The following is a 25925-nucleotide window of genomic DNA, read 5'->3' as shown; positions in this document are numbered from 1 at the left end:
CCGCCGACCGGACCGGTTTTGAGGTCAGGCGTGTGCACCTCAACCTGTGGTCTCTCGCGGCGCTGGGAATCCACCGGCGGATGTTCGTCCTCGACGTCGGACTCCTCATCGAGGCGAAGAAGAAGAATGTCGGTCAGGTCACTCTTGCTCTCCCGTTTGACACCCTCGCACCGTCAAGTCTTCATTCGAAAGTCCTCGACAGGAAGCTGGCGGGACTGATCTTCGACCGCGAGGTCAGCTTCGTCGGAGACAGGGTGACCTACGGAAGTACCACGTTCACCGCGCTGGAAGCGATGACCCAGATGGCGACGAAGGTCGACGCGTTCACTCAGCGCGGCTTCTCGTTGTGGGACATCCCGCTGACGAAGGAGATCCAGAAAGGGCAGTCTGCGTACGTCCGCGTCCGCTTCCCTATCAGCGGCACCGGCCGAACGTGGCAGTGGACGAAGTCACGCCTCGTGAGGAACGGAGCGATCTTCGACTTCCGCATCTCCGATATCCGCAGTTCTCAGAAGGTTGTCGGCGGCTCTCAGCTTATCGACCGCATCCGGCCCATCCGTTCGGTGGCCGCGTTCGTGATGGCACCGATCTGGCTCCATGCAGCGACGCTGCACCCGGAACCGGAATACATCCGGCTGCTCGAGGGGAACGTCTGGTCTGACTACCTCGAGCGGTCGCCGGAACTATCGCGCAGGTCTCGCCTCGTCGTCTACTACTGGAAGGAGGAGCCCCGGCCAGACAAGCCCATCACGACGCAGAATCCCATGCGTGCCTTCGCCCAGTTCCGTGTCACGGCGAGACCTTCGGCGATTCGCACTGCTCTCATCGCGTCTCCCATTCTCGCGTTCGTCGTCTGGGGACTCTTCGGTGTGCCTGTGCGGGCCGAGATCGTCCAGTGGTGGAACGAGACATGGGCGGCAATCGCCGGCTTCATCGCACCAAACGGCATCGCCATCATTTCGATAGCCATCGTCATCGCAGGAATCACCGCCATCCTCAAACTCGTTGGTTGGTCAAAATCCATCGGCCGCTGGGTCAAGAAGCGGTTCCACGGGTTCGAGCAGTGGTTGTTCCATCTCCTTCGCGACGTCGGACCTCGCGACTGACGCGCAGGTCCGGTGCTCCTTCTCACAGTCAGAAAAGGGGTCGCGCCATCGCTTTCGCGCCATCGTCGCAGAGCCGCTCCGATGCGCCTACTGCCGTCCCCGTTCGGGCCGCTAAGCACCTATCGGCAGCCGAGTAGCCGCCTCACGGCCTCATGAGAGCGACGACCCGTGTGTCCGACTCATCGCTGCGCACCGCCGCTCCGCACTGCTCGCGGGTCAGACCGCGCGACTATAGACGTCCTCGTCACGTCCCACGCCATACCGGTCTTTCTCGGTGGCGACGCGCACAAACCCTCGCGATGACAGCAACGGGGACAGCTCGTCCCGCACCGTCGTCGCACCGGTGATGTAAATTTCCTCGCACTCAGCCTGGCGCGCGTGCAGGAGAGCAGAATCAATCAGGGTCCGACCAATGCCTGTACCTCGGTGCCCGGGAGCGACGTACAGCGTCGACACCTTGAATCGGCGAGACTCCTTCGCGATGCCAAGCAATACTCCAATGAGAGCGCCCGCGCTGTCACGTACGAGGTGGGCGACAGCTCCACCTTCGTCAATGAGCCGGAGTCGCGCGTCAAGCCACTGCTCCCCGCCCGGGTACAGGACAGGGAGGAAGTCCAGCAGGTTCCGGACGTCCGAATGCCAGCTGTTGTCGTTCGTGTGGTTCAGTTGGAGACGGGGCGGAAGAAGTCTCGTCATTACATCACCTTCAATCGACTCACTTCGAATGATAGCTGCTCGTTCATGCGAGCGGCTGGCGGAGACATGGGCGTGCAGGATATTCCGCGTCTCATCGCCGACCGCCGTTGGCAGTCCATCCACGATAGCGGTTACCGGGGACGTTTCGTCAGGCGTGTCGCGTGCGTGCACGACATCGTCAGGTCTGGGGTTTTTCGACACGCGTGCTCTATGCGCGTCACCAGTACGCAGGACCTCACTCCTGCCGCACCACCGAGCGTCGTTCTGCCGTCGCGCTCAGATCGTCAGCGGCGGGCTGTCGGCAGCGCCCGAAACGTCAGCCAGCTTCGCACTGGTCCGCCAGCCATGCCTGCGCAGCTAGGCGGGGATCGCGTCCGCCGCGCGGGTTGACGGTGACGTCCGGGTCGATAGGGCCGTCATAGACGATCTCGTCGCGGTCGACCATGAAGCTCGTCGTGAGGACTAGGAGTGCCCCGTCGCTCAATTCGAATACCTCGTTCCCCGTGGTGTAACCGGCCGTGCGGCTGCCGAAGCTTCGGACGCTGTCCTGTCCGGTGAAGGCGATGACGACTGCCTCCGCGGCGCTCGATGTCGCAGAGCTGGTCAGCAGGGCTACGGGTGCGTCAAGAACGAACCCGCTATGCCCTTGTACGCCAACGGAGAGTCAAGGAGGCGACCGTTCGCCACGTCCACGTGAGAGTGCGCGCTCTCCGACTCGAGCGTCAAGACGGTGCCGTCATCGAGGAGCGGTGCCACCGCCGCCAGCATGGGGAACATGTTCCCACCGGCGTTGTCTCGCAGGTCGATCACCCACCCGCATGACGCATTCCGATGTCCCGCCTGCAGGCCGTCGAGAGCCGCGTCTACATACTCCTGCTGCAACTCCAGGTCGCTGCTGTTGAAAGCGGGGAGTGTCACCGTCCCGACACGACCGTCGGACGTCACCTCAGGAAGCTGCACAGACTCGCCGGTCGTCTTCCACTCGCGAGCTTGGTCGGGAGTGATGAAACTTGAGTGCTTGCCGCCCGCTTGGACTGCGAGTGTGTTGAGCTGCACGTATGTGTCCTCGATAGTTGGCTGCTGGTAAAGCTCCTCGAGCGCCGCTTCGCGCTGCTGCTCCCACCGCGGACCGTCTGCATTGATGCCCTGACCGAGCAATGGGATCACCTCATCGACGTAAGCCCGAGCCTCGTCGTCGCCAGCATCGGGGACACAGCCCGCCATCGCCAGAGTCGCGAGCACGGCGAGCCCAGCCGAGCTCACGCGCAACGACTTAGCAGCGATACTCGCCACCTCCTTTCATACGCTCGTACTCGCTGGACCGCCGCTCTACTTGCTGAACCACTCCCACGTCTTGTGATCTTGCATTCCAAACGCCCCGCTCTCGTTACGACGCAACCACGAACGCGAGGACGGGTCCTCCGCACCCCACCCCAAAGCGGCTTCGATCTCCTCTCGGGACGGCGAGGCACCGCGAGTCACGACGAGGACCTTCGGTTTGATCGCTCGACTGATGAACTCGCGACGCAACAGGTCGTTGACCGCCACATCCCGGAAGCTATAACCGATGATGAGCCAGTGATCTGAGTCCTCAAGCCCCTGGTTGAACATCTCGTATGCGAGCTTGAAGGGGTGAGCAAGCACGTCGTCGATCTTCTGCCGTTCTCGATTCAGCACGACGAGAGGGCGGAGATCGGTCCTCCCCCGCCGCAGCTTTTTGAACAGCTGCTCGGCCATCACTTCGGTTCGGTCGAGCTTCCCAAACTGCTCTCCGTCTGCCGTCCCCCAGTACGTCAGGGAGCCGTGCAGATGAAGCAGCTGCACGGGAAAATCCGCCGCATCTGGAAAGTCCTCGGCGCTCTCGCGGAGAGGCATTGCGTCGATCCGGTCGTCCCCCAGTTTGATGCGCATACTAGGCTTTCCCCACGCGAGATCGGCGAAACGCCGAGTCCTCACGTTCATCAGGGCTGCGAGGAGAAGGGTGTCGTAGTTCAGGTTGCCGAACGTAACCCGCCCAGGGAATGCCGCGTACACGGCTTGCACAAGCTTCTCGAGCGGTTCAGATTTCATGAAGCTACTCCGACTTTCTCGGTAGACCACTTCGAGGACGTGACCAGTCCCCAGATCGCGAAGCTTCTGCGCAAAGTCGATCACTGCCTCAATCGATCTACCGAGCTCGCGGTCATCTGGATAGGAGTACCGCGCCAACGATTGAAGATGGGTGAGACTGCGTCCCTCAGCGCCGAATGCACCGACCAGTCGCTCGAAATCTAGGATGCTGGTCTCGCCGGGTGGCAGCGATACGTTCGCAAGCTCCCGCATCGCGCGGACAATCTTTCGTCCACCGTCTCCCGAATTCATGATTCGTTTCCGCACCTGCTTGGTGATGTTCGGCAGCAGCAACTTCTCATTGAAGGCGATAGACAGCCCATTGCCCACGAGAACTGCAACATTGTGGCGACGCTTCCGCGGCATCGGACCTCCATAATTCGGCTCTGATAGTCAGCCTACGGATAAACCCTGAGGCGGCCGCACCGCGTGCGCACACTCACGCCTACGCAAGCGTGCAACTGATCAGCTCAACGGAGACCAAGTCTGCGACTCCGTTGAGGATCTGTGTCGGACTGTGAGCGGCACTGACCGTTTCTCGAGCACTCCACGCGCGTGTCAATAGAGACCCCTCTGTGGGCGCTGGCCAGTGTCGGGCAACCCGTGCAGTGCTGACCAACGCGAACACCCCTCCCTGCGAGGAATGTCCCATGCATGTCGGAACCCGCTCCTACACTGAACCTGCTCGGCCGGAGGAAGGATGCCGTGGGCTCCAGCAAGAGGCTCGCGCCGCTGTACGACATGCAGGCGCAACACCGGTCGATTCTCAAAGCGGCGGAGGCGGGGCCGCTACAGTCGCTGACCGACCGCGAGTTGAATCTTCGAGAGCGGCCGGTGACCATCTACCCGCGGCCCTACACGAAGGTGCGGGCCTGGGTACGATTCGGCCCGGAAGCGATTCGAGTGGACGCGGTCCTGCTTCGTTCCACGCCGACCGCCGCGGGCATCGGCTTCAAGGCTGAGGGGCAGACTTTTCGATGCTGGGTGTGGGGCAACGCTATCTCCCCACTTGACGAGGAGTGACGACGTCGCTCATCAGCTTGTTGATCTGTTCTAAGTGGTCAGCTTGTCCCCTACGCGTATCGAGTCGACAGCAGAGCAACGCCGTCCCAGAGCAGCGCCCGTTCCCAGCCAGACAAGCGTAGGTATGAGTCCCCACCGTCATGGACGATGCGGCGACGTTGCTCTTCGCTGCGGAACACGTCGAGCGTCGGGACAATGACGGCCCGAGTAGGGCTGACGATCTCGATGATCCGCGACTCGATCCGTCGCACGACGACAGTCCTCGGCGTCGCTCGGATCACCTGGTAGAAGTCGACGATGTCCTGATCCCGCCCCCAGGTAGACATGAGGATGTCTCCGCGGGCGAACGGGTTGGGGTTGGCGACGGGCATCGCGCGCTCCTTGGGAGATCGGAAGGACGAGACGCCAGTTGGCGGCCCCTATGTTCCATGCGCGGTGCTTGGTCGAGTCAGCGCTATCGCGAGCCCATGGATGAGACCACCGCCACGCTCGTCGCCGCCATCATCGCCGCGGCCATCGCGGCGCTCGGCCTCGCATGGTCAGTCGTCAGTTTCTTCATCACTCGCCGCGCCCAACAGGCAGATGCCGCGCGGCAAGAGTGGGCAGGAAGGTACGAGCAGGCATTCGCGCAGGCGCTCAGCACGGATGCACGTGAGTCAGCGGCAGGGCTGCTCCTCATCGAGAAGTTGTCGAAGGCCGAATGGGCGACCGACGAGGATCGTGCGACCGCGGCGAGCGTCCTCTCCTCGCTGGCGCCTTCACCCGATGACGAGGCGGCACATATCCGTGCCTCCGTCGTCAGCGACATCACCGACAAGAGTGTCGCCGAGCAGCTGATGAATGCGCCCGTCGGTCCGCGGGGTCGATTCGAGGTGTACGACGACCGCGCCGGCGCCTACCGCTGGCGGTTGAGGGCAGGGAATGGTGAAGTTCTCGCAGTCAGCGAGGGCCACGTCACGAGGGACGCGGCCCTCCGCTCCATCGGCATCGCGAGAAGAACACTCGGTGCTCCCGAATAGTGAACGGTCGGGTCAGCGAACGCGATTCGGGAGATCGCGGACACCCGGGAGACGCGGCTTCGGCATCACGCCCGAGACCGTTCCCGTCGCGCGCACTCCTTGCACCCCCGCTTGCTGTTCGCCCGCGAGTCCCCGGTCGATGGCCATTCGTGTCTGCAGGTCTGGCATTCCCACCAGATGCGCTTGCCGGTTCCGGCCACCACGTCCTGTGGGGTCAGATCACCGTTGCGGGAGCGAGAGAACTCCGCGGCCATATCGGGTCTGGTTGTCGCCATGTCGTTGAACCCCACCCACATCTTCTTGCCGCTGCAGTACGGGCAACCCGTACCCTGTCGGACACGATTGTCGCCAGACACCTCCCAGTCGTGACCGTGCGGGATGCACAACCACCACAGCTTGTGGGACGTGCCCGCCACCACGTTGTCCGGAGTGCGCTCACCGTTCTTCCAGGGGTGGAACTCGGCACTGAGGTCAGGCCTCGTCACCCGCATGCAGTTCTTCTCGCTCACGGCACGGTTCGAGCAGTAACGACAGCCGACGCCCTCGACGCGCTTGGCGATGACGCCGTCATAGTCGCATCCGTTTACGCACTTCCACCATGCCTTTTCGGAGGACCCCGGGAACACATCCCACGGGGTGAGGTCGCCGTTCATCGTCTCGTGCCACATGGCGGCGACGTCCGGCGCGACGGTTGCCAGGCACGTGCTGGGGTGAACCACCTGGTGGGTGCAGACCAGGCACTGGGAGCCGCGGGTCCGGTTCGCCGGTGTCGTCTCGTAGTCGTGCCCGAGGGCGCACGTGAAGGTCATCCTGCACTCGGAACCCGCGACGACATTGTCAGCTGTTCGCCCCCCGCTCAGTGCCTCGTTGACTTCGGCGGCGATGTGCGGGTGTGTAGCACGGAGGGAGTTCGTCTCGTCGACGAGAAGATTCGCGCAGTATCCGCACCCAACGCCGGACGTGGTCCTCGCGTTCGGCGACACCTCGAACGAGTGGCCCATTGCAGCGCACACCCAGAACCGCTTCACGCCGGACCCGGCGAGCACGTCCTCAGGGGTGATGTCGCCGTTGCGCTGAAAATCCCACTCGGTACACAGCAGCTCGTGGGTCGCGGCGAGTGACGTGTCCGGGCTCGCCTTCTTTCTGGCGCACACGCCACATCCGCCACTCGCCTTCGATGCGCGCAACCGCCGACCGGTCGACGTGAACGGATGGCCTCCAACGCACACGTAGTCGTTGTCCCGGTCCAGGCGCCCAGCGTGCGTGAAGCGGTCACCGATGCCGTCAGGGCGCACCATCTGCGTCAGCTGCAGGTGCCGCGTGCGCGGGTAGAAGCTCGTGGTCAGATGACTGAGCAGATCCTCGTGCCCCACCATCTTCCCGTCGCTGCCGACGACGAGGTCGGCGTAGTGGTTAGCGCGCAGTAGCAGCCAGAGTGCGTCCACGAGGACAGTGGAGCTCCGGCAGTCCACCGTTTCTTCGACGGCCGTAACAAGGCGGGCGCGACGGTCCGCGGTTTCCGCGGTCACCGCGGCCTTCGGCAGCGCCTGGACGAGCGCGACTGCAACACAGAAGCGCTGAGCGGCGTCCATGGGGTGGCCTGCCGCTTCCGTCCATGCACTGACGCACGCGAGAATCTCCCCCAGACGCACGGCGTCGACGAGGCCTGCTCTCCGCATCCGGCGGTAGGCGCGGTCGGCCCGGAGGACGTCCACGTCAACGGGGTGCTGGTCTTCCGGTTCGGTACCCGGTCCCATCCACCGCATATGCTGCCGGCAGACGCGGGGACCATCGTGCGGAGTCTGTTCCGCGTGCTCCCCGTGGGTGCAGAGCACGCACGCGTGGCGTTGTCCGATTCCCTCGAACGGGCGTGCACGACGCGCGTCACGCTCGAAGTGCCGTGGGCGCAGCCCGCCGAGGATTTCGAGCACAGCGGGCCGCTCGGCGGGAGCGTGCGCGCGCAAGGCGTCATTGATGGCGACGTTCCAGGCACGCTCGGTGTAGCCGTTCGCCGCGCTCAGGCGCCGCTCGTAGCTGGCGGGAGTTTCGTGGGCGACGGGTCGGACGCGTTCCGGGAGCGCCTCCATCTGGTCACGCAGCATGAGCGACCACCTTCTTCCCCTTCGCCTTCTTCTCACCTTCGCGCTCGTACTCCCGCTCGCTGGTCAGGTCCAGTCGCACCGTCGCCATGTGCTCACGGGTGATGAACTCCTGGGTGGGGTCGCCCGCGTCGATGAGGTCGAGCGCGACCGTGGTCAGCAGGCGTGACAGGGCACTGAGCGAACCGCGGGTGCGGCTCCAGAGGTAGTCGGCGTGCGCGGCGGGGAGCGACTTCGGTGTCTGCGCGAGGAGCCCGAGCTGTGTCTCGAAGGCGTAGACGATGGCTCCCCAGAGCTTGCGTTCCTCGACCGTGTCCCGGCCGAAGTGGTTGAGCCGGACGAGGGTGGAGCGGGCGGCGAACTGCTCGCCGAGCCCCTTATCCGAGTGCAGCTTCTGCTCGAGGTTGAAGCCGAGGTAGAGCGGGACGGCGGGCACCGCGTTCATCAGATTCTTGGTCGCCTGCTGCGTTTCGGAGTGGCCGCGCCCGTTGAAGGCCATGTTCTGCATCTCGTCGATGACGATGAGCGAGGTGCGCCGGCGGATGAGGGCGTCGGTGACGAGCTTGGTGCGCTCCTCGACCGTCGTGTGGGCGGTGAAGCGCACGCCGAGAAACGTGAGGAACCGACCCATCAGGTTCTTCGGGGTGCAGGAGGATGGCGTCTCCACGTACACGACGGGTGAGTGCTTTAGGGTCCTCCACTCGGGATGCTTCCGCTCGTGCCGACGCAGAGCGTCGACCATGACGTGCTTCGCGGCGGTGGTCTTCCCGGCGGTCGGCGGGCCGCTGACCATGACGCTCGTGCGTCCGACGGCGCGGCTCATCCGGAGGGACGCGCGATGAACCTCGCGGAGGAGGTCTTTCAGGTCGGGAGTGAGGATGTCGGTGTTCCCAGCGATGCGCTCGATGCGGCGGTCATTGAACGCGGTCTTCTCCTGCGCGCCGAGGGCGGTGAACTCGTCGAGCGTCATGGGCTCGGGCTGCGGCGTCTGGTAGTTCTCAAGCAGCGGCAGCAGAGTGCGCTCTCGGTCGAAGTGACCGAGGGGCTCGTCGTCGATGAGGGACATGAGTGTGTGTGTTCTTTCTCGTGGGAGAGGTTAGGCGAGCTCGAGCTCGTCGAAGTTCAGGTAGTCGTCGGCGACGTGGCTGCGGTCGGTGACCGGTTCGACGTCGATGAGTGCGCGGCGCTTGGCGGCCTTCTTCCGGGCAGCGTCTGCTTCGGCTTTCAGCGACTTCTCCAGCGCGCCGGCTTCGCGCCGGGAGCGGGCAACGAAGGCGTGGGACTCATCATTGGTGAAGCGCTTCGTGGTCTTGCCGAGCTTGCGAGCCTGGTGCAGCATGGCGCGCTCGTTGGGCCGGAGGAGGCCGGCGTCGTCGGTCCAGCCGCAGGTAATCCACTCCCCATCGGTCGGCGACAGCACCCAGACCTGGGACGGGTCGTGACGGTCGTAGTGAACGGAGACCTTGATGCTGTGGCCGTCCGCGTCCTTCTGCAGCCGCAGGGGCGCGAGGTAAGGGCTGTCATAGGTGCGGCCGCGGAACGAGATGCCGTCGGTCTGGACCGTGCGGTCTTCGCGGGGCATGAGGGCGATGTAATCCTCTTCGCCGAGCGGGAGCATGAACTGACCGGTGAACTCGATAGACGCGGCATACATGGTGTTCGGGGAGTGGACGAAGGTCGGGTCCAGCGGGTCGGTGAGACCTTCATGCTCACGGTTCTGCCAGATGATGCTGACCCACTGGTCGAACAGTTCGATGACAGTGCGCAGCTCCAACACGTCCTCTTCCTCGGGCTTCGAGCCGCGCTCGTCGAGGTTGCCGCCGGCGTATCCAGGAAGGTGGCGGGTGAACATCGTCTTGATGGTGTCGAAGTGTCGCTCGACATGCGGCTTACCGGTCGGGGTTCGCGGCGGCGTCTCACTGATGTGCATGCCATATCGGGTGCAGGTGCCGAGGACGACGATGGCCCTGTAGTCCTGGCCGTTGTCGATGAGGATGCGGCGGGGGAAGATGTACGGCCGGTAGGTGTCGTACGAGTGGTTCTCGCCGTCCACGAACGCCGCCCACGGCATCTCCGGGAGGTCCAGTTCGGCATACTGAGCGCTCCACGGGCGCAGCGCGTGCGGAACGACGGTGCGGGCGATGACCCATGCGTGGTCTTCGGCGACGGGGGCGCCGTCGGTGAAGTTGAACCCGATGATGCTGCGGGTGCGCTTGTCGATGAGGGTGGTCAGGTGCGGGCGGATGACGGACCCGTCCGGCATACGCACGAATGCGTCGAACCAGGTCGTGTCCATCTGGCACTCGTCGCCGGGGGCGCTGACGTCGCGCTTGCGGAACGTGTGCTTCGGCACGAGAGCCGCAGTCCTTCGCAGTTCCGCGGAGGTGGTGGGGTTCTGGTTGCCGGAGAGCTGCTTCACGTACCGTTCGACGCTGGACGTCGACGGGAGCGCGGGGCGGTCATTCGGGTGCGGGAACTCATCCTTCAGCTCCAGGTCCAGGTCCGACCGGATGACGGCGTAGGACGTCCTCGAACGTCCGGCGTATGACTTCAACACCCGTCGCAGGGCGGTGATGACCCTCTCATCGGCGCGCGAGAAGGCCTCCTCCTTGCGCCCTTGCGTGCGCTTGTCCCCCAGCGCGGCGATACCGCCATCACGGTACCGCTGCAGACGCCGCTGCAGCGTGCGGTACGGCATCGGCATCCCGAGGTCATCGAGTTCCTTCATCTTGGACTCGAGGCGACCGGTCATCGGCAGGCGCGGGTCGTGCTTCGCCTGACGCTCGCCCCCGTCGACGGGGGTACCGTCCAGCAGTTCCTGCAGGTGCGGGATGAGCGCGAGGGTGTCCGCATCGAGGTGGTCGATGACCTCTGCGAGCGGCGTAAGCACCTTCTTCTTCGTGGTCTCGTCCTCTTCTTCTTCGACGGCATCGAGACGTTCGCCCGGCGCCATGAGCCGGAACAGTTCCGACTGGTGGAGGACGATGGTCTCGTTCGTGAGCTCGTGGCGGAGCCGGAAGACGACGCCTTCGTAGCCGACGAGCTTGTAGAGGCCGTCGGTGAGTTCGATGTTCTGTCCGATGAGGATGGTGCGGGGCTTGCGCATGAGGGTGGTCTTTCTCTTGGGCGACGTGGATGAGGGTGTTGTCGGTGAAGGGCTTGTCGATGGGGAAACGGAGGGCGCGCTGCCACATGAGGTGGAAGACGGCGGGCAGGTGCTCTCCCGGGCGGTCGGTGCGGAGAGCATCCCGAAGAGCACCGAACGTCCCGACCTCGCGGGCGACGTGGAGGATGAGGTCGCGGGTCTCGTCGTCGGGTTCGAAGCGTGGGTGGTGGTAGCGGCCCATCATTTCGATGTTCCACCGGGTCACGTCCGGGAACATGTCGAAGAACTCGTAGCGCCACCCGATGCGCTCGCACATCTGCCCAGTGAGCTCGAACTTCAGTGCTTCGGCCTCGGTCGTGCGGTTGGTGTCGTGGACATCGACGAGGATGTTCTCGCCCTGCGCGGTGCGGAAGAAGACATCGGGGACATGGTGCAGGTCGTCGCGCTGGAAGGTCAGCATCATCGGCTGGGAGACGATGTCGACGATGTCGAACAGGTGGTCCAGGAGCATCAGCGCGGTGAACTCGCTCATGGACTCGTACCGGACCATCGTTCCGGTGCATGCGCACCAGTAGTAGCCCTGAGACGAGCGCTGGGTATCCCACTTCATGGGCAGTCGTGCGGGGTGCGCAGGCGCGACCTTTTCCACGGACGCGGGGTCGGTGGCCCGGGCGGAGTGGACGCGGTGCTTGGCGTCCTTCCATTCGATGCGGTCGACCCCGGTGCCGGGGGTCTTTTTGATGCCAGTGATCTTGCTCATGGTTCTTCTCGTGCGCGGCGACCTCGTGGGATGACCGGGGATCACAGCATTCTTTGCTCTTTTGGCTCGGGTAGGTGCCAAAAGATAGAATTCGGGCCATGTCGAACCCCCGATACGTGCCGCGCGAGTTCGCGCTCTACCCACTCGAATACGGCCGGAAACCCCTCATCGAATGGCGCAGCGAGGAAGGTCTGACGAGTCGAGAGCTCGCCCAGCGAGATGCAGCTCACCTTCAACACGGCGTCGCGTACGGCGTCACTCAGCTGTACATGCCGCGCTCGGAGACGCGGCAGATGACGTCGCTGGCGGAGGCGTTGGAGATCCCCTACGCGCGGCTGCAGAAGGTGCTCTCTGGGCACAGCGTGATGCAACTGGAAGACCTCGGCCGCCTGCGCAGACTCATCGGCGACAGCGTCGATCCGTGGCTTCTTCGAGGACACCATGCCGCCCTGTTGACGGAAGGTCGCGCGGCAATGGACCGGGAGGCCGCACGAGAACGGCGCGAGCGACTCTCCCGGGCAGGAGCCTGGGCACGGTCGACGCCGAAGACGCCGCCACCGATGCGATAACCGAATTTCGTTGACCATCGGCGTGTCGAGTTGTATTTTCGACATATGCGGATACTAATCCGCACGTCTCCTCGCGACAAGGGCCGGTGTCGCAGACGAAAGGACTCTCATGGAAGCTCTCGAAGTGACCCGATCCATCGTGCTCCCGGACCCCCGCGTCGCCGTTTGCGGCGATTGGCACGGAAACGTGGGGTGGGTCCGCACCCTAGCCAAAGCCCTACCCCACCTCGCCCCCGACATCCGCACCATCTTGCAGCTCGGCGACTGGTGGATGGACCCGGGCGCCGACGCCCTCCTCATGGAGGCGGGCATCGAACGCGTCTACGTGACCTTGGGCAACCACGAGAACTACGGCGAGATCACCCCGCTGCTCAACGCGCACCCCGGGCACGCCGTCCGGGTCTCCGACATCACCTGGATCCTCCCTCGGCCGGCACGCCTGACCATCGGTGGCCGATCTGTGCTGTCGCTAGGCGGCGCGACTTCCGTCGACAAGGCGTGGAGACGAGAAGGAGTCAGCTGGTGGCCGGACGAGGACATCACCGACGAGCAAGTCGAAGCAGCTATCGCCGGAGGCTCAGCCGATCTGATGCTCACCCACGAGGGACCCGACCGCACTCCCGTCAGCGCCGTGCGGGCGGTACTGAGTTCGAACCCGATGGGGTTTCCCGACGACGCTCTCGCCGACTCCCTCCACTCTCGCCGGCAGGTCGCGAAGGTCTGGGATCGCGTTCATCCCGCCCTCCTCGCGCACGGACACATGCACGCGCCCGGTGGCGGTCAGACCGACGACGGCCGGCGCGTTGCGAGCTTCGGATGCGATGGACAGCAGGGCAGCATCGGGTTCCTCGACATGTTCACCCTGACCATGCAGACCCCCGGCCTCCGCGACATCCGCGACGCGGCCGGGCGATGACGAATCCGTGGGCCGCCATCATCGGGCCGTGCTACACCCGCTCCTCTCTGGCGCGAGCCCTGAGGTGGACGGAGCAACAGGTCGTGGATGCGGTGGGCGCATTGGACGTGCTGGAGATTGTCCCCGTCGACGGACAGGCGCTGTACCCCGCCTTCCAGGTTTCGGACGGCCGGATCGTCTCAGGTCTGGGCGAGGTGCTTCGGACGCTGCACACTGGGACCGACTCTCGGTGGACGTGGGCGCAGTGGCTGAATACGCCCGTCGACGACGAAACCGGCCAAGAAGGCCGACGCGCTATCGAACAGTTGCGTGCCGGGGAGATCGACGACGTACTCCTTGATGCACGTCACGCCGCAGCATCCTGGCGCGGTTAAGTCTCGACTTCCCAGCGCCCCGATGCCGACCTCGGTGGTGAGCACGTCATGCTGCCGCTGTAGCGCGCAGAGATCGAGCGATCTCACACACCGGTCAACGATGCCGCTTTCTCGTACGCGGCCTTCAGCTCCGCAGACAGTCTGCCTCGGACACCGACCGCATAGCCGTTAGCGATCCCCCACGCGCGTATCTCCCCCGGCGACCCGGCCGCCGTCCCCGGGACGGCCGCCCCCGGGGCCTTGCGCTGCGTAGCCGGCGCTCTCGGTGCGACCTTCGGGGCACCAGTGAGGGCGGGCTGCAGGTGCTTCAACAGGGCCGCATACGTCTCAGGGTCGACGATCCGTGTTCCCAGCTCGTGTGCGCGCTCGAGCTTTCCGCCGGCGAACGACCCGTCGGTGACCAGCATCGCCGTCAGCCCCGAAACTGAGCCGAGAACGCGAACCCCCAGCTCTCGGGAACGAGCTTCGAGGCGCGCACGCTGCCGGTCCTTACCCACGAAGCCGGTGAACACGACCTTGTCGCCCACGCGCAGAGGGTCACCGTGAACCCACGTGCTCGGCAGCGGCCGCAGACCTGCGCTCAGACGCGCGGCGCGGGCAGCATCAGCTTCGGCGATGAGGCCCGGCACCATCTTTGCGGGCAGGCGCAACGCCGAAGCGATGGCCTCAAGCTGCGCGCGCTCATCACCGGAGACATGCCCGTCGTCGAGCGCGTTATGGGCGAGCGCCAGGAGGAGCGCGGTGTGCGCCGATGTGATGTCGGCCGCGCTGAGATCGTACGCCTCGACGAGGTCCTGGAGCGCGGCCGCCTCAGCGTCGGTGATGACGCCGTCCTCAAGGGCATCGAGGACCGTCTCGACATATGTGAGGGACCCGACCGGAGCGCCCTCGTCTAGCACTTCCGCGAGGCTCAGTTTCGTGAGCTGCGCGATGAGCGCCGGTCGGCGCGGTGCGGTGGTGGTCCGTCGGGTGCGGCGGCGAGTCGCCGGCTCGTCCGGCACGAACGTGAGCGGTGGGCGGCTGGGTCCTGTCGGCCAGACGACGGCGCGCGCCTCGTTCGGAACGGACACGAGCGCGGGGTGCGGCGACACTCGCCCCTGAGCCTGAAGGTAATGGCGCAGAAGCCCGGCTGTTGCACGAGCGTCCCCGAGTGCGGAGTGCGCGTCGTTCAGAGGTACTTGGGCGCTCCAGCAGCAGTCAATCAGACGACGTCGGTCAAGGTTCGGGAGGTAGTGGTGGCTGCCGTCGAGCGTGCAGTACGCGGGGAGCCACGGGACGTCCCACCCTGCGCGTCGGAACTCCGCGCGGAGGAACCCGAGGTCGAAGCGCGCGTTGTGGGCGGCGATAGGAAGACCGGAGATGTAGGGGACGATGGAGGTCGCAACGTCGCGGAACAGAGGCGCGTGGGCGACGTCGGCGTCCGTGATGCCGTGGATGTGAGTCGCTCCGACGGGCCCCTCCGGGTTGAACCGCGTCGACCACTCATCGACGACCTGGCCGAGCTGATCTACACGCACCACCGCGAGTTCGAGGACACGGTCCCTCTTGGGGGACAGGCCTGTGGTCTCCACGTCGATGATGGCAAAGTACGGCGGCTGGGCCGGAGTTCGCAAGGCGGGTGCCGCGTCCGTCTTCTTCGCACCGATACCGAACAGCCTCTTGAGCCAGCTCATCGCCACCCCTTCACCTAGGTCACCAGTCATCGACGTACGTCATCATCATGCCCGAGACCAAGCACAAGTCTGGCGAACTGGTCAGTGCCGTCACGCCAGGATGGCGGCCTCATGGTCAGGCGTAGCGCCGAAGAAGCGACGCGGCGCGCTGCTGAACTTCCGGCCGCAGGTCCAACCGATGCATCAAGACCAACGTCAGCAGCCCCACCGTTTGCAGCTCGAGGTCGAACATGTTCGTGCCCCCTTCGTAGTTTCCTGTGTGCGCCAAAGCGTTACGCGCAGTGACCAAGTTCCTCACCCATTGGTCGGCATCGTCGATGACGATTGCGCGGGCAAGCTGGTCCGGAGTGCTGACGAGCTCAGCGAGGCGATCCCGGTAAGTAGGGCCGTTGCGGATCTTCGCACGCAGCCACGACCGTTCCGCCTCATCGACGGCTGCGTTGAGCACCCTTTCCCGCAATGCTTCGAACCGCTGGGCAGGCATTGACGTCGCGAGCGTTGAGAACGTGGTCTCCAGCGATTCCGCGGCAGTGGCGCTCAGCAACAGTCGCGTCTCGGTGTAGCCCGGACGCGAGTACTGCAAGCCGAAGAACACGTTGCACGCAGTGTTCGCCTCGCGTCGAAGCCGAAGCCAAGAGGGAATCAGAACCTCGAATGGGGCATCATCGCACGTGAATCGAAAGCGACCGTGCGTCGGACCGACCCGGTCGGGGACTGCCGTGTGAGTGCGCTTGCCGTACGCGTCGACCATGACGAGGTCGTCCGGCTCCATCCCCGCCCTACGTAGGATGAGCATCTCACTTATCAGCCCGGATGGCTCGCCGGAAGCCAGCGTCATCAGATCCGACAAGTGCATGATCGCTTCGTCGACCCCCTCCGCAGCCACGGGCTCGGGTGGGGTGATGAAGAGGTACGGTGTGATCTCAGTCGACACGGTCTGCGTGGCGTGCGTTGTCTCCACCCCGAAGTATTGCGGTATCGAGCGCACGCGAAATTTCCATCCGTCGGACTCGGCCTCCTCCGATCTGTACTCGCGCACAGTAGACGAAAAGCCGAGCTCGGGTCTCACTTCACCTCGCTCGATACCCGGTGCTGACAAGAACGTCGGGAGATTCTCCAGCTGTACGCGAGCGCTGGTGAAAACCTTCTCTTCAGGAAGGAAATGCGCACCGATGAAGCATCGGCTGACGTGTAGCCGCTGGAAATGGTCGCCTCCGCCCATCCCTCCGCGAGTATGCACCGCAAAGGCTCTCAGCAGCGTCACCGGCTTTCCTTCTGCTTCGCCATGAATCACGGCGATGGTGTCGCTCAGCTGAGCAAGATGGCCACCCACCTCGAGTCGCGTCTCCCCGTCGGCCTTGACCGTAAGCCGGCCCGCGACAACGGAGTCGGGCGTTCCCGCCACCCACCAGCGGCCGTGAAGGTCATGAAGAAGCTGTTCCATGTGATCTTGTCAGCGCCCGTTCTCGCGGCGCGCCTGTTCGCGTTCCTGCACAGCCACATCCGCACCCAACAGTCGAAGGAGGTGAGCGCGCACAGCTCCGTCCAGTATTCGCTCAACGTCGCGGAGTTCACGAGCGTCGTATCCGCGATTCCCGTGAGCGAGGTCATTTCGAACGATGCGCAGCGCATCGAACGGTCCCGAAGTGGTTACCTTCTCATCACGCGTGACACGTTGAAGGAGGTCGGTGTTGGCCAGCTCGTCGGTGAGGTCACGAGGGAGTCCACCCAATGTATGACGAAGAATGTGGTCGAGGCTTTCGCCGGGACGGCGAGCGAGGTGCTTCTTCACGAAGGCAGCAGCAGCCGCGGACGCTACCCCACGGATCTCCGCGACGACCGACTTCCGCCGCTCAGAATGCTTCCGAAGCCGCTCCTCATAGGTATTGCGAGTCTCATAGCCGTACAACCCCTCCAATGCCTGCAGAAGGGTGAGAAGCTGCGACCGGGGGTGTTGGGTCGGCGCATACATCATCTCCGCGTAAGTCTCGAGGAGCGGATGGTGATCCGCGCGCAGCGCCTGCCAAGAACGAAGCATCCCCAGCAAAGAGGGGCCCGCATCGCCGAACTGGAAGCTGCGATAGCCCCGTCGAGCAACGTTAGCGTCTGACGCATACGGATTCTGCGTCAACCGAGAGCCGTACACCTGGAAGGGGTGACTAGCCCCTGAAGAGCTGACCGCGGCGCCCAGATAGGTTACGGCCTCTTGTCCGCCCGTCGAGAGCGAGATGATGCGCCGCAGGGGCTCCACCCACGAGGTGAGAGCATCCTGAAGAGACAGCGCGACGACAGCGCAATGATGAGGACTGGGCTGAACAGCACCCTGTAGATGAAGCCGTTCGGAGGACTCACCGAGTTGTAGAACTTCAGGGTGATCTCAGCTCCGTCGTCTTTCCATACCTGCGTGCTGTCGGGATTCCCGTCCGCGTGCCAGCTTCGGTCCAAGTAGCGAGCATCTTTCTTGTCGCCCGGGAAGTTGACCCACTTGATGGGGCCAACGCCAGCGACAGCGTCGAGACCATGGAGTTGAATCTCGAGTGAGCTCACCGCGTTGTCGAGTGAGTCGTCGTCCGCGTGTCCGACCAGTGCCGCAGCTGCAGCGAGAACACCGACCTGGCCATCTATCGTTGTGACCTCGGCATCCAGCAGGATGACGGACATACCGTTGAGAAGCTGACCGCGGATCAGCTCGAACACCCGAACCTGCGGTCCCGTCATGTAAAAGGAACCGTCTGAGAGAGAGGTTCGTTCGACCGGCACGTCGTACACAGCGCCGGTGGGTGGATGCTCGGCACGAAGTTCGAGATCCCCCTCGCGATCAAGGAGCGAGCCGTCCAAGTCAGGCAACGCCCACCGGACGCGATATTCTCCCGGCTCGAGCACTTGACGCAGCGGAGCAGCCTCCACGACACGCTTCCTTCCCCGCTCCTACCTCGTGTACAACCGGACCCCGAGGGATTCCTCCAGCATGACGATTGCCCGCAGATGGGGCCAAGCGTGCCCTGACAGCACACGTCGCACGGATCCCTCATCGAGACCGGCATCCGCCGCGACTTTTCGAATGCTGGCCGCCCCCATCGCAGCGCGCAGATTCAGCACGAATCGGCGTGCGGCCTCACCAGCGGGATCCTCTGACGGAACGTCAGGCCAAGAGCTCGAGAGGTCCTTGGGAGTGGGGTGCGGTTTGTTGGGCATCGGCCCTGCACCCCACTCTCAATGGTTTCTTACGCCAACTACCGAATCAGTGCCTGGTCCTGTGACGTGTGCCAACTTCAACGTGTGGCGGCGCCATCTTGCGTGACGCCGCACAACTTCTCAGAAGTCCCAGTTCTTGCCAGCGGAGGACGGAGGGGCGGAATCATGCGGTTTCTGCCAACCTGCTGTCTGCTCGTGCCTTCTGCGTGCCACTCGCGGCTGTCTACCGCTCTGGCCGCAGTCGTGGACCAGGAGCACTCCCCCAAGTTTACTCGCCGCGGGCCCACCCAGACAGCTCGAATCAGCACTCCGGCTGGACGGCGCACGTCAGTCAAGTCTTCACTCGGGCGGCCGGGAAGGTTACGCACGACCTCTCGAGGTAGAGGCTCACTGAGGTGGAGACGGATCCGATAGTCGTAATTATGTCAGTCTGATTTTGGGCAGACTCCTCCTTAACCATTGGCGTAGGGCGCTTTTTGTTACTTGCTCCGCTTGGCCCGGATCAGTCGAACGGCGAGCTTGTTAGCTCGCTTCGACAGAAGGGGCAGCAGCCGGTAGGTGATTTGACCGGCTGCGATCAGCAGAGCAGGCAGCAACAGCGGATCCGAGAACAGGCTCGAAAGATCCACGTTGCGACCTCCCCTCTGGGTGGTCCGTCCACGAAACTGTGGACGGTGGAACGCGGCAATAGCCGCGAACGTGGTCCGTGCACGCATGCCCTTGGGCCACGGCTCCGGAGTAGCTCTTAACGACAAAACCCGGCTCAGGGCCGGGTTCGGGGCGCACGACTATCGCGCAGTGTCACTCTAGGGGGTCCAACGGGATCAGGCGGCTACGACACGCCGTAGGAGGGGCGGAGCCTCGCGCAGGGGCTGGTCATTCTGACGCTAGGGGGTGACAGTACTCCGTCGGCCGCTCGCCACGCCGGCCCGTGAGAACGGGTTTAGCGCGTGTCCTTCCGCGGCGACTCGTTGTTGCGACCAGAGTCGGAGTCGCGAAACTTGCCGTCACGGCCCTGGATTCGGATGTCTCCACGCCCTCCACCGGAGTTGTCGACGATCTCCCGTGCACGGTCGATCGCCTCCTTCTGGGTCTGGAAGTGACCAGATGAACGCTCTGCGTTCTTCTTCTTCACGTCCCAGCCGCCACGATCCTTGTTCTGGACGACGTACCGGTCCTCGTCATTGTTCGCCATCGCGTTTCCTCCCCGTTGAGCTGGGGCTCACGGTACATCTCATGGGCAGGTGTATCAAGAACCTCGTTGACGCACGGCTACACGGTGGTGAGGGAGGACCTCTCGGCCCATACTCGGAAGACATTGATTGGCATCCCAAGGGAGCTGTTGGTGGGGGCTCCAACCCTTGCCGGTGTCACGACGCACTGGCTGCGTCCGGCCAGCGAACGTCGACGTGTCCGGTGTGATCCCAGGCGGAGCGAAGCGACTCCTCGAACTGTTCCGGCGAGAACTTCTCTCCGCCTTCCACGCTTTCGTTGAAATTCGCAAAGAACGACATGGAATCACCAGGGATGTTGAGGAAGGGCGCCGCGCTCCCGACTCCCCAATCCACGTCATGACCGGCTCGATGCAGGTCCTTGAAGAACCACACCAGCCATTCGATGGTCAGCCAGCCATGTCGTGACGGCCCGAACTCGGCGACTGATCCGAGAGGCTCTTCGGATTGGGGAGAGAACCAGATGTCCCATCCCTCCGCATTTTCTCGCGAGCTCGAGCAGTAGACCCGGATCCCGGGGAGCGCGTTCAGTGCGCGCATCGCGCCGATCAGGTGGGCAGGTATACGGGAGTAGTCGACTACGGCCTCTCCGGGCGTTTCCTCCCATAGCGCTCGAGGCACATCAACGCCCGCAGGTACGGTCAACTGGCGCGCGCGGATAGCGGCCTCTTCGAGCAGATCCCACACCTCCTCGGGCTCTCCTTGAAGCGTTCGGGCGTTGTTCGCCCGGAGCACGGTCTTCGCGGCATGCAGCACGTCCCGCGTTCCCTGAGCAACTTCTAGCTCGGGGCGCCCCACCGACGTGGACAGCGAACCGTCGAGATAGACCGCAAGCGCTCGACGAAACAGGTCGAGATCACGGCGCCTGAAGTTTGTGATCGCGGACGAAACCGACTTTGGGCTGACTCGCAGCCTGGCCGCGATTGACTCACCGGTTTCACCTGGCACCAACGTGGCCTCGTAGATCGCTTGCCGACGGACCTCAGCTATCTCCGCCTGCAGTCCCCGTGCGTCCTCGGCTGCGGCGTCACACGATGCGATCCGTTCGAGGGGGTTGACGATCAGCTGTAGCCCGCGGACGAGTCGATCGGTGGGTTTCAAAATCGAGATAAGTTCGTCGTTCATGGCTAAACATTACCACCCGGGGTAAGAAAAGTCTTAGATTGAGAGAAGTTAGTAACGGCCGGGGCCGACACGACGAACGCCGGCGCCGTCGCGTGGTCAGGAGAGGGGCACCTACGTCAGGCGCGCTGGACAGTGAGTGCGCTGGTGGGCACGCCGACTTGAAGCACATGGGAGGCTGTCGCCGTGACATTGTTCTCTTCTCTCGAGCCCGCGGCCGAAGCTGCCCTTCGATTTCTCGTTGCAGTCGGTGAGGCCAGCGATGCGGAGCTCGCGACAGCCGCCAACCAAGGAACGAGGTCAGCCATGTTGCGATCATTCCCGCTCTCGGGCTTCGTTGGCTTTCAGTACATCGCCTCGGATTTGCGCGAGCTGGGTCTTGCCACCGCTGAACGTGGCGTCAACCGGCCTACAGAGCGCGCCCAGCGGTTGCTAAATCACACGGACACAGCACGCCTAGAGGCGGCGGATCGGAGCCAAAATCACGAGCCTCGCACGATCATCGGCGTACCTAGCGAACCGCTCATGTACGCCGGCATTCTCAGTGCGCTGGCCGGTTTGAACAGCGTTCTATTCGTCGATCCTTACCTTGCTGCCGTCGACCTCGAAGTGCTTCAACGAGTGGGAACCGTCTCCCGTGTCCTCACCGGCTCACGACTGGTCAGGGACCGCGATGAGCAGGGCGATCGAGAGACGCTATTAGCAATCTCGGCCGGACAGCAGCCGGAACTTCAAGTTCGGATCTCAGCGGGCATTCATGACCGATACGCACTCCCCGCTAGCGGCGCTGGATTCATGCTTGGCGCCTCGCTCGGCGGCACCAAGACCACAGTGGTGATCGAACTGTCAGAAGAAGCCACTCGGGATTTGCGAGAGACGCACGAGGTGCTCTGGCAGAATGCGGCACCGGTCTCCCCGATTATCCCGCCAGCACGACGCTAGGTTCGGGTAACGGTACGGCTCCTCGGCCGCCGCGGACCAAGACGCGCAGCGCCCGGTGCGCCGCGTAGGCGCCTTGCCACCAGGCTTTGTCCGCGGAGAGACGGTGAGGCGGCAAAGCGGTGCGGGTAGCCTTCGGTAGCCTCATGACATGCATCTTCACGCTGTACCTGGCAGGATGCCGGCGCCCCCATCTGAGCCGGCCGAGACCCTCCGACAGCTGATTGCTGAGGGCGTCACTTGGGGCGACTCCACCGCGTGGCTTCCGCAGCTGCCTCCTAAGAGCGTGGATCTGTTCTTCACCTCGCCGCCGTACGCAGATCAGCGGGCTTACAGCCGGATCCATCCAGATCGATATGTGGAGTGGTTCCTCCCGTACGCACGCGCGATGTACGACGCAACCTCGGACACGGGGTCGCTCGTGATCAACATCAAGAACCGCGTCGCAAAAAGCGGTCCCCTGCGCGGACAGCGGCACCCTTACGTCTTTCAACTTGTCCTCGCACTGCAGAACATGGGATGGCGGTGGGTCGAAGAGTACATCTGGCAGAAACCCAACGCGATCCCGGGCAAGTTTGGGCCACGGACGAAGGACGCCTTCGAGCACGTCTTCCACTTCGCTCGCGGCCAGAAGCCATACTTCGATCTAGATGCGGTCCGCGTCCCCTACAAGACCACAGCCGATGAGATCGCACGTCGGAAGCTCGACACCAATGGTCGGCGCACCACCGAGGCAGGATTCGGACGAGACCGGGTTACCACCTACCGGCATGGTGGGGCAGACCCGGGAAACGTCATCGCCGTCAGCCAGACCTACAACCAGCATCGTGGTGTCGCACACACCGCTCCAATGCCCGAAGGACTCGCAGAGTTCTTCATCAAAGCGCTCTCGCCCGAGGGAGGCGTAGTAATCGACCCGTTCGCTGGCGGAGGCACGACCTCCGTCGTGGCACGCCGACATGGCCGCCAAGCGGGAGGCGTTGAATTGCATGAAGAGTTCGCTATTGAAGCCCGACGCCGGATTGCCGCAGACATAGCTGATGACATCCCTGGACACGCGGTCGGCTTCAGCGCATGAGTTCGGTTGATCAGACCGTCGACAACATCGTCGGCGCAGCGACGTGGGATCAACGTGTAGCGCAGATTCGGCTGATCAGCGAAAAACACGGTACGGGACAGCACCAAGCGATCTTCGCCCGCGTAGCGCGCGAACTTTACGTGCCCCACCTCTCACCAGACTTCGCCTACATTCACTCTGCGCCGTTCTACGAACTTCCCACTTTTCAGGCTGCCTACGCCTCTGCTAGCGCTGCCACCAGCAGATTCACGGATGTGTCGGAGGAAAATCTGGCCAAGGCGATCATGGATGACCCGCGCACGCTGCTCGTGTTCCGCACGATACTCGGCCTCATAGGCAAGGAATTTGCGCAGTCCACCAAACTTCTCGCTGAGTCGACCGGGGTTTCGAGCATCAGTGCAGGGAAAGTGGACTCGATGGAGCGCAACGGCACCGCCGTCACGGCGCAGCAGGCCGAGCTGATCGCGATGACCATCACGAAAGTCATGGACGGTTCGCTCTTTGGCGACCCACCCGGTGATCTGAAGACCAAGCAGGACAAATTCGATACCGAGAACGGTTGGTCCGGCGTCGAAGCCTTTGCGCGCGAGGGAGTCCCGTTCGATGCGTTCCTGCATCAACGTCACTACGGCGGATCATTCCGTCAACTCTTGGACGCCACGTCGACCCAGCGAGGCAATCTGCTCGAGGATGCCGTTGAAGACCTGTTTACCGAGAACGGCATCCCGCACATTCGCACCGGCAGCCACAATCAAGCTGAGATCGCCGCCCGATTCGAGATCAAAGTCGCCCCCGCCCCCGACTTTGTTGTCTACGACAGCGCCGGAGCGTTGCGCGGCATGCTCGAGTGCAAGCTCGTCAACGACGGCGGGACTGCGAGAGATAAAGCGCTGAGATTCGAACGATTGCGGGCCGAGTCGGCACGGTTGGGAGGCGTCCCGCTCCTGGCAGTTCTTGCTGGTCTCGGGTGGACCCGAGTGAATGACACGATCGGTCCGGTCATCCGTGATACCGACGGGCGCGTCTTCACTCTGGCTACGCTTCCGGAGATGTTGGGAGTCAGCCCCTTCCCATCGCTCATCGGCACCGCACCGGCAGAGCCGGTGGTATGAAGATCTGAGGCGTCAGGCGCGGCCCAAGCCGAGCCTGGTCTATCTACTGACAAGTGATGAGGATCTAACGTGGCGGAACCAAGCGATGGTCAGATTGAGTTTGAGCAGCTCGGGATTGCCTCCGTTCTGAAACGACACCGTCTCGTCGTGCCGACTAACCAGCGCGAGTACGCCTGGGAGGAGGGGCACATTGAGCGACTGTTCCAAGACATCGCGCGAGCAATCACTGAAGGAGATTCGTCTTACTTCCTTGGCACGGTTGTCACGATCAGGAGAGGGCCTCATCTTGAGGTCGTGGACGGCCAGCAGCGGCTTGCCACTACCGCCCTCCTCATCCATGCGATGGCTAATCATCTCCAGGGCAAGGTCGAGATGCTCGAGCAAGCCCTCCGAAATGAGTTCCTGTTCACCGTCGACCGCAAGCAACTCGAAAGGGTGCCCCGCCTCACGCTGAACTCCATCGATAACAACTTCTTCAAAGCGGTCATCACTGACGAACACCCGCGTCCGAAGCCCACCAAGCCTTCGCACGAGCTCATCGCTGAATCGTCGAGACTTGCGAAGGCGCAAGTACGGAAGATCGTTGCCACCCTCGACGAGGCCAACCATGGCGATCACATCGACCGGTGGGTGACGTTCCTTGAGGAGAAGGCAAAGGTGGTTCTCCTCATCGTCTCTGACGACGCCAACGCCTACCGGATGTTTGAGACTCTGAACGATCGCGGGCTGCGTGTCTCCCAGGCCGACCTAGTCAAGAACTATCTTTACGGCCGTGCGGGTGACCGCCTGGAGGAAGCGGCCACCAAGTGGTCTCTGATCCGCGGCACACTTGAGGCCCTCTCTGATGAGGATGCGCTGATCGACTTTCTGCGGCACAGTCTCACCGTCAAGAACGCGCTGGTGAGGGAAGCCGACCTCTACAAGAAGGTCGAGTCGACCGTTCGTTCGCCTCATCAAGTTATGAGCTTCGCCAACGATTTGGAGGTGCTGGCAGGCACGTATGTGGCGATTCAAAACCCCGAACACGAGGCGTGGAACGCGCACGCGAAGACCGCGCGACAAGCAATCCAAGTGTTGTCGATGTTTGATATCAAGCCGATGCGACCGCTGGTACTCGCTGTCGCATCGCGCATGCCTACCAGAGAGTGCGATACGGCTCTTCGGATGCTGGTGAGCCTCGGGGTTCGTCTGTCTATAGTCGGCGGAACCAGGTCCGGCTCGATGGAAACTACGTTTGGCTCAGCCGCCGCGAAGGTTTACACCGGGGAGATCACGACGGCCGCCGCGCTCAAGCGAGCGCTGAACGACATTATTCCGATGGACAGCCAGTTTGAGGAGAGGTTCGGCACGGCGAAGGTGATCAACGGGAAAATCGCGCGCTACTACCTCCGGTCTCTCGAAGATGGACGCGAGGGTGCAGACGACCCTTGGTGGACGCCGATCGACGATCCTGCCGTCGTAAACCTTGAGCACGTCTTGCCGCGCAAGCCTATGAATAACTGGCCGCAGTTTGGCACGGACGTTGAGGCCAACGCCTTCAAGACGCGTCTAGGCAACCAAGCGCTGATCCTCGCCGACGACAACTCAAGAAACCAGAGTGATGAGTTCGCGGCGAAGAAGGCTTCCTTCGCCGCTTCCAGCTACTACTTCACCAAATGGATTGCAGATGCTGAAGAGTGGACACCGGTTGAGATCGACGAGCGGCAGCGGCTTATGGCGAAGGCTGCGGCTCAGATCTGGAAAGTCTGAGCATACGGCAGCCGGTGGACGGAACGCCGGATGAGCGATCGCATCCAG

At 63.4% G+C, this 25925-nt stretch carries 25 protein-coding genes; 12 read left to right on the top strand and 13 right to left on the bottom strand.

The window, feature by feature from the left end; all coding sequences use genetic code 11:
- Positions 1–80 precede the first annotated feature (80 nt).
- Positions 81–1106 carry a hypothetical protein gene (locus tag GLO27_RS17465; protein WP_208323817.1) on the top strand — a complete coding sequence of 342 codons (1026 nt, stop codon included), beginning with the start codon at positions 81–83 and terminating at the stop codon, positions 1104–1106.
- A 216-nt stretch (positions 1107–1322) separates the two neighbouring features.
- Here GLO27_RS17465 and GLO27_RS17460 read toward each other — a convergent pair whose 3' ends face one another.
- The 4 genes from GLO27_RS17460 to GLO27_RS17445 all read right to left on the bottom strand — a co-directional run bounded on the left by GLO27_RS17460 (position 1323) and on the right by GLO27_RS17445 (position 4277).
- Positions 1323–1802 carry a GNAT family N-acetyltransferase gene (locus GLO27_RS17460; protein WP_167256006.1) on the bottom strand — a complete coding sequence of 160 codons (480 nt, stop codon included), beginning with the start codon at positions 1800–1802 and terminating at the stop codon, positions 1323–1325.
- A gap of 316 nt (positions 1803–2118) precedes the next feature.
- A complete protein-coding gene (locus tag GLO27_RS20150) occupies positions 2119–2247 on the bottom strand; it encodes a hypothetical protein (RefSeq protein ID WP_279588006.1) in 129 nt (42 codons plus the stop codon).
- Between the two features lie 167 nt (positions 2248–2414).
- Positions 2415–3065, bottom strand: coding sequence for a S41 family peptidase (locus GLO27_RS17450; protein ID WP_208323816.1), 651 nt, complete (start codon positions 3063–3065; stop codon positions 2415–2417).
- A gap of 66 nt (positions 3066–3131) precedes the next feature.
- Positions 3132–4277 carry an SIR2 family protein gene (locus GLO27_RS17445; RefSeq protein WP_167256005.1) on the bottom strand — a complete coding sequence of 382 codons (1146 nt, stop codon included), beginning with the start codon at positions 4275–4277 and terminating at the stop codon, positions 3132–3134.
- A gap of 339 nt (positions 4278–4616) precedes the next feature.
- On the opposite strand from GLO27_RS17445, the gene GLO27_RS17440 reads away from it, so the two are divergent.
- Positions 4617–4934, top strand: coding sequence for a hypothetical protein (locus tag GLO27_RS17440; protein WP_347878411.1), 318 nt, complete (start codon positions 4617–4619; stop codon positions 4932–4934).
- A gap of 50 nt (positions 4935–4984) precedes the next feature.
- Here GLO27_RS17440 and GLO27_RS17435 read toward each other — a convergent pair whose 3' ends face one another.
- A complete protein-coding gene (locus GLO27_RS17435; protein WP_167256003.1) occupies positions 4985–5305 on the bottom strand; it encodes a hypothetical protein in 321 nt (106 codons plus the stop codon).
- A 96-nt stretch (positions 5306–5401) separates the two neighbouring features.
- On the opposite strand from GLO27_RS17435, the gene GLO27_RS19940 reads away from it, so the two are divergent.
- The gene (locus GLO27_RS19940; RefSeq protein WP_243844858.1) at positions 5402–5953 is read left to right on the top strand and encodes a DUF1508 domain-containing protein; all 552 of its coding nucleotides are present in this window, start codon (positions 5402–5404) and stop codon (positions 5951–5953) included.
- A gap of 65 nt (positions 5954–6018) precedes the next feature.
- On the opposite strand, the gene GLO27_RS17425 is transcribed toward GLO27_RS19940, so the two are convergent.
- From GLO27_RS17425 to GLO27_RS17415, 3 genes are all read right to left on the bottom strand, one after another.
- Positions 6019–7545 carry a zinc-ribbon domain-containing protein gene (locus tag GLO27_RS17425; protein ID WP_167256001.1) on the bottom strand — a complete coding sequence of 509 codons (1527 nt, stop codon included), beginning with the start codon at positions 7543–7545 and terminating at the stop codon, positions 6019–6021.
- Positions 7546–8044: 499 nt separating this feature from the next.
- Positions 8045–9118: an ATP-binding protein gene (locus GLO27_RS17420; RefSeq protein WP_167255999.1), complete on the bottom strand. Its 1074-nt coding sequence runs from the start codon at positions 9116–9118 to the stop codon at positions 8045–8047.
- 30 nt (positions 9119–9148) lie between these two features.
- Entirely contained in the window at positions 9149–11158 is a 2010-nt protein-coding gene (locus tag GLO27_RS17415; protein WP_167255997.1) for a Mu transposase C-terminal domain-containing protein, read from the bottom strand.
- Here GLO27_RS17415 and GLO27_RS19635 point away from each other — a divergent pair.
- The 4 genes from GLO27_RS19635 (at position 11157) to GLO27_RS17400 (ending at position 13777) form a co-directional block, all read left to right on the top strand.
- Positions 11157–12113 carry a hypothetical protein gene (locus tag GLO27_RS19635; protein ID WP_208323967.1) on the top strand — a complete coding sequence of 319 codons (957 nt, stop codon included), beginning with the start codon at positions 11157–11159 and terminating at the stop codon, positions 12111–12113. The genes GLO27_RS17415 and GLO27_RS19635 overlap by 2 nt on opposite strands.
- A gap of 98 nt (positions 12114–12211) precedes the next feature.
- Positions 12212–12487: a hypothetical protein gene (locus GLO27_RS19935; RefSeq protein ID WP_243844857.1), complete on the top strand. Its 276-nt coding sequence runs from the start codon at positions 12212–12214 to the stop codon at positions 12485–12487.
- A 109-nt stretch (positions 12488–12596) separates the two neighbouring features.
- Positions 12597–13403, top strand: coding sequence for a metallophosphoesterase (locus tag GLO27_RS17405; RefSeq protein ID WP_167255993.1), 807 nt, complete (start codon positions 12597–12599; stop codon positions 13401–13403).
- A gap of 83 nt (positions 13404–13486) precedes the next feature.
- Positions 13487–13777: a hypothetical protein gene (locus GLO27_RS17400; protein WP_167255992.1), complete on the top strand. Its 291-nt coding sequence runs from the start codon at positions 13487–13489 to the stop codon at positions 13775–13777.
- A gap of 83 nt (positions 13778–13860) precedes the next feature.
- Here the strand turns inward: GLO27_RS17400 and GLO27_RS17395 are convergent, their stop codons facing one another.
- Both GLO27_RS17395 and GLO27_RS17390 read right to left on the bottom strand, forming a co-directional pair.
- Positions 13861–15450: a histone-like nucleoid-structuring protein Lsr2 gene (locus GLO27_RS17395; protein ID WP_167255990.1), complete on the bottom strand. Its 1590-nt coding sequence runs from the start codon at positions 15448–15450 to the stop codon at positions 13861–13863.
- Between the two features lie 115 nt (positions 15451–15565).
- Positions 15566–16894 (bottom strand): HEPN domain-containing protein, encoded by a 1329-nt coding sequence (locus GLO27_RS17390; protein ID WP_167255988.1) that lies wholly within the window; start codon positions 16892–16894, stop codon positions 15566–15568.
- Between GLO27_RS17390 and GLO27_RS17385 the strand changes: the two genes are divergently transcribed.
- Entirely contained in the window at positions 16877–17560 is a 684-nt protein-coding gene (locus GLO27_RS17385) for a hypothetical protein (RefSeq protein ID WP_167255986.1), read from the top strand. The two genes, GLO27_RS17390 and GLO27_RS17385, sit on opposite strands and share 18 nt — an antisense overlap.
- 86 nt (positions 17561–17646) lie before the next feature.
- On the opposite strand, the gene GLO27_RS17380 is transcribed toward GLO27_RS17385, so the two are convergent.
- The 3 genes from GLO27_RS17380 to GLO27_RS17365 all read right to left on the bottom strand — a co-directional run bounded on the left by GLO27_RS17380 (position 17647) and on the right by GLO27_RS17365 (position 21002).
- Entirely contained in the window at positions 17647–18357 is a 711-nt protein-coding gene (locus tag GLO27_RS17380; RefSeq protein WP_167255983.1) for a hypothetical protein, read from the bottom strand.
- Between the two features lie 1231 nt (positions 18358–19588).
- On the bottom strand, positions 19589–19840 hold the full coding sequence (locus GLO27_RS17370) for a DUF2188 domain-containing protein (RefSeq protein ID WP_167255979.1): 252 nt from the start codon (positions 19838–19840) through the stop codon (positions 19589–19591).
- Positions 19841–20015: 175 nt separating this feature from the next.
- A complete protein-coding gene (locus GLO27_RS17365; RefSeq protein ID WP_167255977.1) occupies positions 20016–21002 on the bottom strand; it encodes a hypothetical protein in 987 nt (328 codons plus the stop codon).
- Positions 21003–21185: 183 nt separating this feature from the next.
- Here GLO27_RS17365 and GLO27_RS17360 point away from each other — a divergent pair, with 183 nt between their 5' ends.
- From GLO27_RS17360 to GLO27_RS17345, 4 genes are all read left to right on the top strand, one after another.
- Entirely contained in the window at positions 21186–21941 is a 756-nt protein-coding gene (locus GLO27_RS17360; protein ID WP_167255975.1) for a hypothetical protein, read from the top strand.
- Positions 21942–22089: 148 nt separating this feature from the next.
- Positions 22090–23016, top strand: a complete 927-nt coding sequence (locus GLO27_RS17355) for a site-specific DNA-methyltransferase (RefSeq protein ID WP_167255973.1) — start codon at positions 22090–22092, stop codon at positions 23014–23016.
- On the top strand, positions 23013–24128 hold the full coding sequence (locus GLO27_RS17350) for a hypothetical protein (RefSeq protein WP_167255972.1): 1116 nt from the start codon (positions 23013–23015) through the stop codon (positions 24126–24128). The genes GLO27_RS17355 and GLO27_RS17350 overlap by 4 nt, the downstream gene beginning before the upstream one ends.
- A gap of 69 nt (positions 24129–24197) precedes the next feature.
- Positions 24198–25877, top strand: coding sequence for a DUF262 domain-containing protein (locus GLO27_RS17345; RefSeq protein WP_167255964.1), 1680 nt, complete (start codon positions 24198–24200; stop codon positions 25875–25877).
- The last annotated feature ends 48 nt before the right edge of the window (positions 25878–25925 follow it).

It is taken from the genome of Microbacterium sp. Be9 (assembly GCF_011754135.1).
GTDB classification, from domain to species: Bacteria; Actinomycetota; Actinomycetes; order Actinomycetales; family Microbacteriaceae; genus Microbacterium; species Microbacterium maritypicum_A.
This window is presented reverse-complemented; position numbering and strand designations above follow the sequence as displayed.